This is a genomic window from Streptomyces sp. NPDC050674 (genome assembly GCF_040654575.1).
GTDB lineage: Bacteria > Actinomycetota > Actinomycetes > Streptomycetales > Streptomycetaceae > Streptomyces.
Genome location: NZ_JBFAIG010000015.1, coordinates 116,580 through 130,217, shown reverse-complemented (window position 1 = coordinate 130,217; position 13,638 = coordinate 116,580). Strand labels below are relative to the sequence as shown.

At 71.8% G+C, this 13,638-nt stretch carries 8 protein-coding genes; 4 read left to right on the top strand and 4 right to left on the bottom strand.

Translation table 11 applies throughout. From position 1 onward, the window contains the following. The first annotated feature begins 1 nt into the window (after window position 1). From AB0I06_RS24495 to AB0I06_RS24480, 4 genes are read left to right on the top strand one after another with little or no spacing between them, the layout of a single operon-like run. The gene (locus AB0I06_RS24495; protein ID WP_363121052.1) at window positions 2-1,348 is read left to right on the top strand and encodes an ABC transporter substrate-binding protein; all 1,347 of its coding nucleotides are present in this window, start codon (window positions 2-4) and stop codon (window positions 1,346-1,348) included. Beyond that, the gene (locus tag AB0I06_RS24490; RefSeq protein WP_363120984.1) at window positions 1,345-2,220 is read left to right on the top strand and encodes an ABC transporter permease; all 876 of its coding nucleotides are present in this window, start codon (window positions 1,345-1,347) and stop codon (window positions 2,218-2,220) included. Before AB0I06_RS24495 ends, AB0I06_RS24490 begins: the two co-directional genes overlap by 4 nt. Beyond that, the gene (locus AB0I06_RS24485) at window positions 2,204-3,052 is read left to right on the top strand and encodes an ABC transporter ATP-binding protein (protein WP_363120983.1); all 849 of its coding nucleotides are present in this window, start codon (window positions 2,204-2,206) and stop codon (window positions 3,050-3,052) included. Before AB0I06_RS24490 ends, AB0I06_RS24485 begins: the two co-directional genes overlap by 17 nt. Window positions 3,053-3,063: 11 nt before the next feature. Beyond that, window positions 3,064-6,075 carry a fumarate reductase/succinate dehydrogenase flavoprotein subunit gene (locus AB0I06_RS24480; protein WP_363120982.1) on the top strand — a complete coding sequence of 1,004 codons (3,012 nt, stop codon included), beginning with the start codon at window positions 3,064-3,066 and terminating at the stop codon, window positions 6,073-6,075. A 45-nt stretch (window positions 6,076-6,120) separates the two neighbouring features. Here the strand turns inward: AB0I06_RS24480 and recQ are convergent, their stop codons facing one another. The 4 genes from recQ to nuoL form a co-directional block, all read right to left on the bottom strand. Further along, window positions 6,121-8,229, bottom strand: a complete 2,109-nt coding sequence (gene recQ / locus AB0I06_RS24475; RefSeq protein WP_363121051.1) for a DNA helicase RecQ — start codon at window positions 8,227-8,229, stop codon at window positions 6,121-6,123. A gap of 210 nt (window positions 8,230-8,439) precedes the next feature. Next, window positions 8,440-10,089 carry an NADH-quinone oxidoreductase subunit NuoN gene (nuoN, locus tag AB0I06_RS24470; protein ID WP_363120981.1) on the bottom strand — a complete coding sequence of 550 codons (1,650 nt, stop codon included), beginning with the start codon at window positions 10,087-10,089 and terminating at the stop codon, window positions 8,440-8,442. Then, window positions 10,086-11,657: an NADH-quinone oxidoreductase subunit M gene (locus AB0I06_RS24465; protein ID WP_363120980.1), complete on the bottom strand. Its 1,572-nt coding sequence runs from the start codon at window positions 11,655-11,657 to the stop codon at window positions 10,086-10,088. The genes nuoN and AB0I06_RS24465 overlap by 4 nt, the downstream gene beginning before the upstream one ends. A gap of 5 nt (window positions 11,658-11,662) precedes the next feature. After that, window positions 11,663-13,627 carry an NADH-quinone oxidoreductase subunit L gene (gene nuoL / locus AB0I06_RS24460; protein WP_363120979.1) on the bottom strand — a complete coding sequence of 655 codons (1,965 nt, stop codon included), beginning with the start codon at window positions 13,625-13,627 and terminating at the stop codon, window positions 11,663-11,665. Window positions 13,628-13,638: the final 11 nt, after the last annotated feature.

Below are 13,638 nucleotides of genomic sequence, written 5' to 3'. Positions count from 1 at the left end.
CATCGAACGCACAGCCGTCGCGCTCTCCGCCGTCGTCCTCCTGCTTCCGCTCAGCGCCTGCGGCGGTGACGCCGAGGCGGGCGCCGGCTCCACGGTCACCGTCACCGTCGGCTACCAGTCCAGGACGATCAACACCGTCACCGCGGGCACCCTGCTCCGCTCCCTCGGAGCCTTCGAGAAGCAGCTGAACTCCCTGCACGACGGCGTCCACTACAAGGTGGACTGGCAGGACTACGCCACCGGCGCCCCCATCACCGCCCAGATGACCGCCGGGAAGATCGACATCGGCTCGATGGGCGACTTCCCGCTGCTCATCAACGCCGCCCGCGGCAAGCAGCTGAACAACCCCACCCGCCTGGTGTCGGTCACCGGCTACAACCTGCGCGGCGGCCTCAACACCATCGTCACCGCCCGGGATTCGAAGCTGACCTCCCTGAAGGACCTCAAGGGCAGGAAGGTCTCCACCAGCGTCGGCTCGGCCGCGGACGGCACCCTCGTACGGGCCTTGCAGCGGGCCGGCATCGACCCCGGCAGCGGCATCGAGAAGCTCAACCAGCAGCCCGCCGTCGGCGCCTCCGCCCTCGCGGCGGGCAGCACGGACGCGCTGTCGCAGTTCGTCGCCTGGCCGGGCCTGCTCGCCTTCCAGGGCAAGGCGAAGGCGATCTACGACGGTGCCCGGCTGAACCTGCCCACCTTCCACGGCGTCACCGCCCGCGAGGACTTCGCCGAGCGGCACCCGGCCGTTCTGGAGGCGTTCCTCAAGGCCCAGGCTCAGGCGACCGACTACCTGGACGAGCACCCGGTGGACGCCGCCGAGAAGGTCGCGAAGGCGACCGGCCTGCCCGCCGAGGTCGTCTACCTCTACAACGGCGATCACGGCATCGCCACCTTCGACCCGGCCATCAAGCCCCGGCTGGTGTCCGCGCTGAAGCAGGACGTGTCGATCCTGAAGTCGGCCAAGCTGACCGGGGACGTGGACGTCGACTCCTTCGTCGACGACCGGTACGTGAAGAAGGCCCTCGGGCCGGCGGCATACGCCAAGCACCTCGCCACCGAGCCCGCACCGGCCGCGAGCGAGGTCTGGCCCAAGGGCGCCTCGAAGACCGTCACCTTCACCTCCCCCTCCCTGCTGCTGCGTTACGTGGCCGAGCACCGCGACGCCGTGCGGGCCGCCTACGTCCCCGACACCACCACCGGCACCCTCTGGTTCGCCGACAAGGCCGTGTGGGTGGCCGACGGCGGCAAGCTGCTGCCCTTCGTCACCCCCGACACCGCGCGGGCCTACATCGCGGGCCACGGCGGAGCGCGGGTCGTCCCGTACAGCGACGCTCTGGAGCGGGCGTCGTGAAGCGGTACGCGCTCCGCGCGGTGTCGCTGGCCGGCGCGCTGGGGCTGTGGCAGGTGGTGACCAGCCTGAACGTCGACCTGTGGCTGCGCTTCTCGCAGTTCCCGACGGTCACCGACGTGGCCCGGACCTTCGCGGTCCGGGTGTCGGGGCCGGACTACTGGACGGACCTCACCGACAGCCTCGTCCGGATCCTCACCGGCTTCCTGCTGGCCGCCGTCCTCGGCGTGGCGACGGGCGTGCTCGTGGCGCGCTCGCGGCTCGCCGAGGACCTGCTCGGCCCGGTGCTGGAGGTGATCCGCCCGATCCCGGCCATCGCCCTGGTGCCCGTCGCGATCCTGCTGTTCCCCTCCAACGAGCAGGGCATCGTCTTCATCACCTGCACCGCGGCCTTCTTCCCGGTGCTGGTCTCCACCCGGCACGCGGTGCGCGCCCTGACGCCGGTGTGGGAGGAGGCGGTGCGCACGATGGGCGGCGGGCGGTGGCGGATCCTCGGCTCCGTCGTCCTGCCGGGCGCGCTGCCCGGCGTGTTCGGCGGTCTGTCCGTCGGCATCGGCGTCTCGTGGATCTGTGTGATCTCCGCCGAGATGATCTCCGGCCAGTACGGCGTCGGCTACCGCACCTGGCAGGACTACACCGTCGTCGACTACCCCGGCGTGTTCGTCGGCATGGTCACCATCGGCGTCCTCGGCTGGCTCACTTCCACCGCCGTGGAACTCCTGGGCCGCCGCCTCACCCGCTGGCTGCCGCGAACCGCGTACGCCCCCGGCGCCCGGCCGCCCCGGCCCGACCGGTCCGTGAAGCCCGCGCCGGCCGCCCCCGCCGTCCCCGACGGGGCCCGATCCGAGGAGGCCCGCGATGAGCACCTCGTCTGAGACCGTCCCGGACGCCCCGCCCGGGACGAGCCCGGACAGCCTGGCCCGGCCCGGCCCCAGCGGCTCCCGCGAGGCCGCCGCCACCACCGGCGCCCCTGACCGCGGCACCCGCCTCACCCTCACCGGTGCCTCCCTCGGACGGCCCGGCGCGATCGCCCTGGACGGCGTCGGCCTGGACATCGCCCCCGGCGAGATCCTCACCGTCGTGGGCCCCTCGGGCTGCGGCAAGTCGACGCTGCTGCGCACCCTGGCCGGGCTGCTGCCGCCGCTCACGGGCGAGATCACCCAGGACGGACGGCCCCTGACCGGTCCCTCGGCCGACCGCGCCCTGGTCTTCCAGGAGGACGCCCTGCTCCCCTGGCGCACCCTGCGCGCCAACGTCGAACTGCCCCTCGCCATCCGCGGCGTGCCCCGCGCCGAGCGCCGGGTGCAGGCCCAGGCCTGGCTGGAGCGGGTCGGCCTCGGCTCCCGGGCACGGCAGTTGCCGCACCGGGTCTCCGGCGGGCAGCGCCAGCGCGTCCAGCTCGCCCGCGCCCTGGCCGGACGCCCGCGCGCCGTCCTGATGGACGAGCCGTTCGGCGCGCTCGACGCGCAGACCCGCGCGGGCATGCAGGACCTGCTGGTGGAGGTCCTGCGGGGCACGGGCGCCACCGTCGTCTTCGTCACCCATGACGTGGACGAGGCCCTCTTCCTCGGCGACCGCGTGGCCCTGCTCGGCGCGGGCGGCCTCCTCGCCGTCCGGGACATCCCCCGCCCGCGCGAGCGCGGCGCGCTCGACGACCCGGCGCGCGTGGCCCTGCGGCGCGACGTCCTCACCTCGCTCGGTACGTGAAAGGCACCCCGGTGACCACCTCCGTGAACCCCCCTGCGGACACCCCCCTGGCCGTCCCCTCGCTCGCCGACGCCGAGGAACTCACCTGCGACGTCCTCGTCATCGGCGGCGGCACCGCCGGCACCATGGCCGCCCTGACCGCCGCCGAGCACGGCGCGGACGTGCTCCTGCTGGAGAAGGCCCACGTCCGCCACTCCGGCGCACTCGCCATGGGCATGGACGGCGTCAACAACGCCGTCATCCCGGGCCGGGCCGAACCCGACGACTACGTCGCCGAGATCACCCGCGCCAACGACGGCATCGTGGACCAGTCCACCGTCCGCCAGACCGCCACCCGCGGTTTCGGCATGGTGCAGCGGCTGGAGTCCTACGGCGTGAAGTTCGAGAAGGACGAGCACGGCGACTACGCCGTCCGCCAGGTGCACCGCTCCGGCTCCTACGTGCTGCCGATGCCGGAGGGCAAGGACGTCAAGAAGGTGCTCTACCGGCAGCTGCGGCGGCGCGAGATGCGCGAGAGGATCCGCATCGAGAACCGGGTCATGCCGGTGCGTGTCCTCACCGCCGGCGGCCGGGCCGTGGGAGCGGCCGGCTTCAACACCCGCACCGGGCAGTTCGTCCAGGTGCGGGCGGGCGCGGTGATCCTGGCGACCGGCGCCTGCGGCCGCCTCGGCCTGCCCGCCTCCGGTTACCTCTACGGCACCTACGAGAACCCCACCAACGCGGGCGACGGCTACGCCATGGCCTACCACGCGGGTGCCGAACTCACCGGCATCGAGTGCTTCCAGATCAACCCGCTGATCAAGGACTACAACGGCCCGGCCTGCGCCTACGTCGCCAACCCCTTCGGGGGCTACCAGGTCAACCGGCACGGCGAACGCTTCGTCGACTCCGACTACTGGTCGGGCCAGATGATGGCCGAGTTCGCCGCCGAGGTGGCGTCCGACCGGGGCCCCGTCTACCTGAAGCTGAGCCACCTCCCCGAGGAGTCCGTCTCGGCCCTGGAGACGATCCTGCACTCCACCGAGCGGCCCACCCGCGGCACCTTCCACTCCGGGCGCGGCCACGACTACCGCACCCATGACATCGAGATGCACATCTCCGAGATCGGCCTGTGCGGCGGCCACTCCGCCTCCGGCGTCCGCGTCGACGACCACGCCCGCACCACCGTGCCCCGGCTGTACGCGGCCGGCGACCTGGCCTGCGTGCCGCACAACTACATGATCGGCGCGTTCGTCTTCGGCGACCTCGCGGGAGCGGACGCGTCCCAGTACTCCGCGTACGAGGGGGAGTTGCCGGGCGACCAGCTCCGCGAGGCGCACGAGCTGATCTACCGTCCGCTGCGCAACCCCGACGGCCCGCCGCAGCCCCAGGTCGAGTACAAGCTGCGCCGCTTCGTGAACGACTACGTGGCCCCGCCCAAGTCCGGCGCCCGGCTGTCGCTGGCGCTGGAGGCCTTCGAGCGGATGCGCACCGACATCGCCGAGATGGGCGCCCGCACCCCGCACGAGCTGATGCGCTGCGCCGAGGTCACCTTCATCCGTGACTGCGCGGAGATGGCCGCGCGTTCCTCCCTGGCCCGCACGGAGTCCCGCTGGGGCCTCTACCACGATCGTCTCGACCACCCCCGGCGCGACGACGCGTCCTGGTTCCACCACCTCGATCTGCACAAGTCCCCCTCTGGTGCGATGGAGTTCACGGCCCGGCCCGTGGCTCCCTATCTCGTTCCGGTCGACGGTTTCGACCCCGTCGGCGGTCCCTCCCGTGCTCTCGGCGAGGTGCATGCCGAGGATGTGGCCACGGCGGGGTCGCGGGACGTGGCGCCGGTCGCCTCGGCCGTGGGAACGCCGGTGCCGGAGCCGGCCCCGGCCCCCTCGGCCGCGGTCACCGCGCCGTCCGGTGAGCAGTCCTCCACCCGCCTGCTCGAACTCGTCGCCCTGGCCGAGGAGGAGCACGAACTCGACGCCCTGCTCCCCTATCTGACGGACCCGGTGCCCGCAGTCCGCCGTGAGGCCGTCGCCGTGCTCACCGAGACGCTGCCGCCGGGGACGGGCACCGCCCTCGCCGCCGCCCTGCGCGACAGCCACGCCGAGGTGCGTGCCGCAGCCGCCGCGTCCCTGCGTGAGCTCGTCGAGACGCTCCCGGCCGACCCCGACCTACGCGAGGGTCTCGCCGCCGCCCTGGCCGAGCCGGACCCCGTGGTCCGCGCCGCGGCGCTGGACGTCCTGCGCGCCCTGCGCCTCGGAGACGCGGCCCTGTTCGCGCCCTCCCTCGCCGACTCCGACATCGCCGTCCGCATCGAGGCCGTCCGCGCCCTGGTGTCGGTCGACGCCGCCGGTGAACTGGCCGGCGCGGCGGTCACCGACCCCTCCCGCGAGGTCCGGGTCGCCATCGCCAAGGGCCTGGCCACGGTGAGCGCGCAGCGGCCGATCGCCCAGGGCCCTGCCACAGCGGATGCCGAGCGGGCGACCACCGAGGACCAGACGACGCCGGGTGCCGAACAGCCGACCGCCAAGGGCCCGGGCACGGCGGATGCCGAACGGCCCCCCGCCAAGGACCCGGTCACGGCGCATGCCGAACAACCGACTGCCAAGGACCCGGCCACGGCGGATGCCGAGCGGTCGGCGGATGACGCCCCGACCGGCCCCGATCCCGCCACCGCCGCCATCGAGGCGGCCCTCACCGGCCTCCTCGACGACCCCGACGCACTGGTGCGGGCAGCGGCCTACGGAGCGCTGGGCACCACCGGCTGCCCGGAGCCCCTCACCGCACGCGCGGTGGCGGCCCTGGCCGAACAGGCGTGGCAGGTCCGGGCCGGAGCAGCCACGACCCTGTCCGTCGCCGACCCCGAGGTGGCCGTCCCGGCCCTCGCCAAGGCCCTGGCGGATCCCAACGCCGATGTCCGCAAGGCCGCCGTCCTGGCGCTGACCCGGCACCGCGCCACCGAGCAGGCCCGGGCGGCCCTCGCCACGGCGACGACCGACTCCGACGCGGATGTCAGGGCGTACGCGGGACGGGCGTTGTGACCGGCCCGGATCCCGGTTCCCTGTGACCCCGGCCGGAGCCCGGCCTCATATCCAGTCGTCGGGCTCCGGCTCCTCGTCCATCTCCGGCCAGTGGTCCGGCTCGCCCGCGTCCTGACCAGGGCTGTGGGCAGGGGCCTGGGCGGCCGGAGCCGAGTCCGCTGCCGGAGCTGACCGCGCCGGTCCGCCGAGCGAGGCGAGCACCTCCAGCACACCCTCGCCGTACGTCGCCAGCTTCTTCTCGCCGACCCCGCCGATCCCGCCGAGCTCCCCCACCGAGGCCGGCCATGCCAGGGCGATCTCCCGGAGTGTGGCGTCGTGGAAGATCACATACGCCGGGACGCCCTGCTCACGAGCCTGCTCGGCACGCCAGGCGCGCAGCGCCTCGAAGGCGGGCAGCAGCTCCTCGGGCAGCTCGGCGGCGACCGTCTTGCCCTTGCGCTCGCCCCGCCCGGAGCCCGTGGACGAGGCACCCGACCGGGAGGTCACCGGCTTCTTGGGCTCCTTGCGCAGCGGCACGTCCCGCTCGCGCCGCAGCACCGCGCCACTGGCCTCGGTCAGCACCAGCGTGCCGTAGTCGCCCTCCACCGCGAGCAGCCCCTGCGCGAGCAGCTGCCGTATGACGCCGCGCCATTCGCCCTCGGTGAGCTCCTCGCCGATGCCGAACACGGACAGCTGGTCGTGGTCGAACTGGATGACCTTGGCGGTGCGCTTGCCCAGCAGGATGTCGACGATCTGTACCGCGCCGAACTTCTGTCCGCGCTCGCGCTGCAACCTGACCACCGTCGACAGCGCCTTCTGCGCCGCGATGGTGCCGTCCCAGGTCTCCGGCGGGGTGAGGCAGGTGTCGCAGTTGCCGCAGCCGGCCGGGTCCGGGTCCTGGCCGAAGTAGGCCAGGAGCTGCCCCCGGCGGCACTGGGCCGTCTCGCACAGCGCCAGCATCGAGTCCAGATGGGCCTGGGCCCGGCGGCGGAAGGCCTCGTCACCCTCGCCGGACTGGATCAGCTTGCGCTGCTGGATGACGTCGTTCAGTCCGTAGGCCATCCAGGCCGTGGACGGCAGCCCGTCGCGGCCGGCCCGGCCCGTCTCCTGGTAATAGCCCTCGACCGACTTGGGCAGGTCAAGGTGGGCGACGAAGCGGACGTCCGGCTTGTCGATGCCCATGCCGAAGGCGATGGTCGCCACCACGACCAGGCCGTCCTCCCGCAGGAACCGGGACTGGTGGGCCGCGCGGGTGCCCGCGTCCAGGCCCGCGTGGTACGGCACCGCCTCGACGCCGTTGCGGTTGAGGAACTCGGCGGTCTTCTCCACCGAGTTGCGCGACAGGCAGTAGACGATGCCCGCGTCGCCTGCGTGCTCCTCGCGCAGGAAGCTCAGCAACTGCTTCTTGGGGTCGGCCTTGGGCACGATCCGGTACTGGATGCTGGGCCGGTCGAAGCTCGCCACGAAGTGCCGGGCCGTCGGCATGTTAAGCCGCTGGGTGATCTCCTGGTGCGTCGCGTGCGTGGCCGTCGCCGTGAGCGCGATCCGCGGCACGTCCGGCCAGCGCTCGCCGAGCAGGGACAGCGCGAGGTAGTCGGGCCGGAAGTCGTGGCCCCACTGGGAGACGCAGTGCGCCTCGTCGATCGCGAAGACGGCGATCTTGCCCCGGGAGAGCAGCTCGAGGGTGCTCTCCAGCCGCAGCCGCTCCGGCGCCAGGTAGAGCAGGTCCAGCTCACCGGCGAGGAACTCGGCCTCGACCGTCCGCCGCTCGTCGAAGTCCTGCGTGGAGTTCATGAACCCGGCGCGCACGCCCAGGGCCCGCAGCGCGTCCACCTGGTCCTGCATCAGGGCGATGAGCGGGGAGACGACCACGCCCGTGCCTGGCCTGACCAGGGACGGGATCTGATAGCACAGCGACTTGCCGCCGCCGGTCGGCATGAGCACGACGGCGTCGCCGCCGGCCACGACATGGTCGATGACGGCTTCCTGCTCGCCGCGGAAGGCCTCGTAGCCGAAGACCCGGTGCAGCGTGACGAGCGCCTCGCCGGCATCGGCACCGAGGGGCCCGGCGGAGCCACTGCCCGCACCGGCCACGGTTGTGGTGCCGGACCCGCTCTCGGCCCCGGTCACCGCGTCCCGTTCCGTCATCACACCCGTACCGCCCGTCGCGCCCATCGTCGTGTCCCCCGTGTGTCGCGCCTCGACCACTGCGTCCACCATAGGCGCCCGCACCGACAGCCCCGGAGTTGTCCACAGGTCCCGCCCGATGGAGAAGGTGCCCATGCATACGTTCGATATGGCCCCGGCGGGCAGCCCGTCTTCCCGGACACGCCGCGGGACCCGGCTCCCGAAGGAGACCGGGTCCCGCACCGACACACGCGGACCTCAGCGAACGAACACGCCCGCCTGCCCCGCCAGATCCAGGAAGTACTGCGGCGCCACGCCGAGCACCACCGTGACCGCCACGCCCACCCCGATCGCCGTCATCGTCAGCGGCGACGGCACGGCCACCGTCGGGCCCTCCGGCCGCGGCTCGCTGAAGAACATCAGCACGATGACGCGGATGTAGAAGAACGCAGCGATCGCCGACGAGATCACACCGATCACGACGAGCGGGGCCGCCCCGCCCTCCGCCGCCGCCTTGAACACGGCGAACTTCCCGGCGAAGCCGGACGTCAGCGGAATGCCCGCGAAGGCCAGCAGGAACACCGCGAACACCGCCGCCACCAGCGGGGACCTGCGCCCGAGCCCGGCCCACTTGGACAGGTGCGTCGCCTCACCGCCCGCGTCGCGCACGAGCGTGACCACCGCGAAGGCGCCGATCGTCACGAACGAGTACGCCGCCAGGTAGAACAGGACGGAGGAGACGCCGTCGGGCGTGGTCGCGATGACACCCGCGAGGATGAACCCGGCGTGCGCGATCGACGAGTACGCCAGCAGCCGCTTGATGTCGGTCTGCGTGATCGCGACGATCGCACCGCCCAGCATGGTGACGATGGCCACGGCCCACATGACCGGCCGCCAGTCCCAGCGCAGGCCGGGCAGCACGACGTACAGCAGCCGCAGCAGCGCGCCGAACGCCGCCACCTTCGTCGCCGCCGCCATGAAGCCGGTCACCGGCGTGGGCGCGCCCTGGTACACGTCCGGCGTCCACATGTGGAACGGCACCGCGCCCACCTTGAACAGCAGGCCCATCACCAGCAGCGCGGCGCCGATCAGCAGCAGCGCGTCGTTGCCCATGGTGTCGGCGAGCGCCGGATTGACGTCCTGCACGGTGCCGTCGACGACCTGCGCGATCGTGGCGTACGACATCGAGCCCGCGTAGCCGTACAGCAGCGCGATGCCGAACAGGGTGAACGCGGAGGCGAAGGCGCCGAGCAGGAAGTACTTGACCGCCGCCTCCTGCGACATGAGCCGCTTGCGGCGGGCCAGCGCGCACAGCAGGTACAGCGGCAGGGAGAGGACCTCCAGCGCCACGAACAGCGTCACCAGGTCGTTGGCCGCCGGGAAGATCAGCATGCCGGCGACGGCGAACAGCAGCAGCGGGAACACCTCGGTGGTGGTGAACCCGGCCTTGACCGCCGCCTTCTCGCTCTCGCTGCCGGGCACGGACGCGGCCTGCGCGGCGAAGGAGTCGACGCGGTTGCCGTGCGCCACCGGGTCCAGGCGCCGCTCGGCGAAGGTGAACAGGCCCACCAGGGCCGCCAGCAGGATAGTGCCCTGGAGGAACAGGGCGGGTCCGTCGACGGCGATCGCGCCCATCGCCGCGATGCGCGCCTTGGTGGTGCCGTACCCGTCGGCCGCCAGGGCCACGACCGCGGCGAAGGCGGCGACCAGGGCGACGACGGACACGAACACCTGGGCGTAGTAGCGCGACTTTCGCGGGACGAACGCCTCGATCAGGATCCCGATGATCGCCGCGCCGACGACGATCAGGGCCGGTGACAGCTGGCCGTACTCGAACTTCGGCGCGTCGATCTTGGTGATCGGATCGGCCGCGGTTGTCCACAGGCTGTGGACGGCTGTTGCGCTCACTTGGCCGCCTCCACCTCGGGCTGGGGGTCCTTCTTCTGGACGTCGGACATGGTCTGCTTGACCGCCGGGTCGATGATCTGCGTGAGGGGCTTCGGGTAGACGCCCAGGAAGATCAGCAGGACGACCAGCGGCGCCACGACCACGAGCTCCCGCACCCTGAGGTCCGGCATCGCGGACACCGCCGGCTTCACCGGGCCCGTCATCGTCCGCTGGTAGAGGACGAGGGTGTAGAGCGCCGCGAGGACGATGCCGAACGTGGCGATGATGCCGATCACCGGGTAGCGCGTGAACGTGCCGACCAGGACCAGGAACTCGCTGACGAACGGCGCAAGACCCGGCAGGGAGAGCGTCGCGAGGCTGCCGATCAGGAAGGTGCCTGCGAGCACCGGGGCGACCTTCTGCACTCCGCCGTAGTCGGCGATGAGCCGCGAGCCTCGCCGGGAGATCAGGAAGCCGGCCACCAGCATCAGCGCGGCCGTCGAGATGCCGTGGTTGATCATGTAAAGCGTCGCGCCGGACTGGCCCTGGCTGGTCATCGCGAAGATGCCCATGATGATGAAGCCGAAGTGGGAGATCGACGCGTACGCCACCAGCCGCTTGATGTCCCGCTGGCCGACCGCGAGCAGCGCCCCGTAGATGATGCTGATCAGCGCCAGGACGAGGATGGCGGGCGTGGCCCACTTGCTGGCCTCCGGGAAGAGCTGGAGGCAGAAGCGGAGCATCGCGAAGGTGCCGACCTTGTCGACGACCGCCGTGATCAGCACCGCGACCGGGGCGGTGGACTCCTGCATCGCGTTGGGCAGCCAGGTGTGCAGCGGCCACAGCGGCGCCTTGACCGCGAAGGCGAAGAAGAACCCGAGGAACAGCCAGCGTTCGGTGTTCGTCGCCATGTCGAGCGTGCCGTTGGCGCGGGCCTCGGCGATCTCCTGGAGCGAGAAGTTCCCGGCGACCACGTACAGGCCGATCACCGCGGCCAGCATGATCAGGCCGCCGACCAGGTTGTAGAGGAGGAACTTCACCGCCGCGTACGAGCGTTGGGTCGCCGCCGCCTTCTCGCCGTGCTCGTGGGCACGGTCCCCGAAGCCGCCGATGAGGAAGTACATCGGGATCAGCATGGCTTCGAAGAAGATGTAGAAGAGGAAGACGTCGGTGGCCTCGAAGGAGAGGATCACCATCGCCTCGACGGCCAGGATCAGGGCGAAGAAGCCCTGCGTCGGGCGCCACCGGCTGCTGCCGGTCTCCAGGGGGTCGGCGTCGTGCCAGCCCGCCAGGATGATGAAGGGCATCAGCAGCGCCGTGAGCGCGATGAGCGCCACGCCGATGCCGTCCACGCCCAGTTCGTAGCGGACGCCGAAGTCGGCGATCCAGGCGTGCGACTCGGTGAGCTGGTAGCGGTCGCCGTCCGGGTCGAAGCGGACCAGGACGGTGACCGCCAGGGCGAGCGTGGCGAGCGAGAAGAGCAGCGCCAGCCACTTGGCGGCGGTGCGCCGCGCGGCCGGTACGGCGGCCGTGGCGATCGCTCCGACGGCCGGGAGCGCCGCTGTCGCTGTCAGCAGAGGAAAGGACATCGGTATCAGACCGCCCTCATCAGCAGGGTCGCGGCGACGATGACCGCCGCACCCCCGAACATCGAGACCGCGTAGGAGCGGGCGAAGCCGTTCTGCAGCCTGCGCATCCGCCCGGACAGGCCGCCGACCGAGGCCGCCGTGCCGTTGACGACGCCGTCGACCAGGGTGTGGTCGACGTAGACCAGGGACCGCGTGAGGTGCTCGCCGCCGCGCACCAGGACGACGTGGTTGAAGTCGTCCTGGAGCAGGTCGCGCCGAGCGGCCCGGGTGAGCAGCGAGCCGCGCGGGGCGACGGCGGGGACCGGGCGGCGGCCGTACTGGGCCCAGGCGAGGGCGACGCCGACGACCATGCACGCGACGGTCGCGCCGGTGACCACGCCCGCGCTGATCGGCGGGTTGCCGTGGCTGTGCCCGGTGACGGGCTCCAGCCAGTGCATGAACCGGTCGCCGATGCTGAAGAACGCGCCACCGGCCACCGATCCGACGGCCAGCACGATCATCGGGATCGTCATGATCTTGGGCGACTCGTGCGGATGCGGCGGGGTGTACTCGCCGCGCGTCTCGGCGGCGGGCTCCACATCGGGCTTGGCCGGCGACGGGGTCGGGGCGTTGCGCCAGCGCTCCTCGCCGAAGAACGTCATCAGCATCACGCGCGTCATGTAGAACGCGGTGATGGCCGCGCCGAGCAGGGCACAGGCGCCGAGGATCCAGCCCTCGGTGCCCCCCTTGGCGAACGCCGCCTCGATGATCTTGTCCTTGGAGAAGAAGCCGGACAGGCCCGGGAAGCCGATGATCGCCAGGTAGCCGAGGCCGAAGGTGACGAAGGTGACCGGCATGTACTTCCTCAGGCCGCCGTAGCGGCGCATGTCGACCTCGTCGTTCATGCCGTGCATGACCGAACCGGCACCGAGGAACAGGCCGGCCTTGAAGAAGCCGTGCGTCACCAGGTGCATGATCGCGAAGACGTAGCCGATGGGGCCGAGTCCGGCGGCGAGGATCATGTAGCCGATCTGTGACATGGTCGAGCCGGCCAGGGCCTTCTTGATGTCGTCCTTCGCGCAACCGACGATCGCACCGAACAGCAGCGTGACCGCGCCGACGATGGTGACGACCAGCTGCGCGTCCGGGGCGCCGTTGAAGACGGCGGCGGAGCGGACGATCAGGTAGACGCCCGCGGTCACCATGGTCGCGGCGTGGATGAGGGCCGAGACCGGGGTCGGGCCCTCCATCGCGTCCCCGAGCCAGGACTGCAGCGGCACCTGGGCGGACTTGCCGCAGGCGGCGAGCAGCAGCATCAGCGCGATCGCGGTCAGCTTGTCCTCACCGGCGGCACCGGCCAGCCCCGCCTCCCCGTGACCGCCGAGCACCGGCCCGAAGGCGAAGGTGCCGAACCACAGGAACATCAGCATGATCGCGATGGACAGGCCCATGTCGCCGACGCGGTTGACCAGGAAGGCCTTCTTGGCGGCCGTGGCGGCGCTGGGCTTGTGCTGCCAGAAGCCGATCAGCAGGTAGGAGGCGAGACCGACGCCCTCCCAGCCGACGTACAGCAGCAGGTAGTTGTCGGCGAGGACGAGGATCAGCATCGCCGCGAGGAACAGGTTCAGATAGCCGAAGAAGCGGCGGCGCCGCTCGTCGTGCTCCATGTACCCGACGGAGTACAGGTGGATCAGCGACCCGACGCCCGTGATCAGCAGCACGAACGTCATGGACAGCTGGTCGAGCTGGAAGCCGACGTCCGCCTGGAAGCCCTCCACCGGGACCCAGCTGAACAGGTGCTGGGCCATCTCGCGGTGTTCGGCGTCCTGGCCCAGCATGTCGGTGAACAGCACCAGGCCGAGCACGAAGGAGACGGCCGCGAGCAGGGTGCCGATCCAGTGGCCGACGGCGTCCAGCCGCCGGCCCCCGCACAGCAGGACCGCCGCTCCGAGCAGGGGCGCCGCCACCAGCAGCGCAATGAGGTTCTCCACGATTCTTCCGA

Coding starts and splice junctions, on each gene's coding strand:
- AB0I06_RS24465 (WP_363120980.1), bottom strand. CDS start 11,657: ATGTCCTTTCCTCTGCTGACAGCGACAGCGGCGCTCCCGGCCGTCGGA.
- recQ (WP_363121051.1), bottom strand. CDS start 8,229: ATGGGCGCGACGGGCGGTACGGGTGTGATGACGGAACGGGACGCGGTG.
- AB0I06_RS24485 (WP_363120983.1), top strand. CDS start 2,204: ATGAGCACCTCGTCTGAGACCGTCCCGGACGCCCCGCCCGGGACGAGC.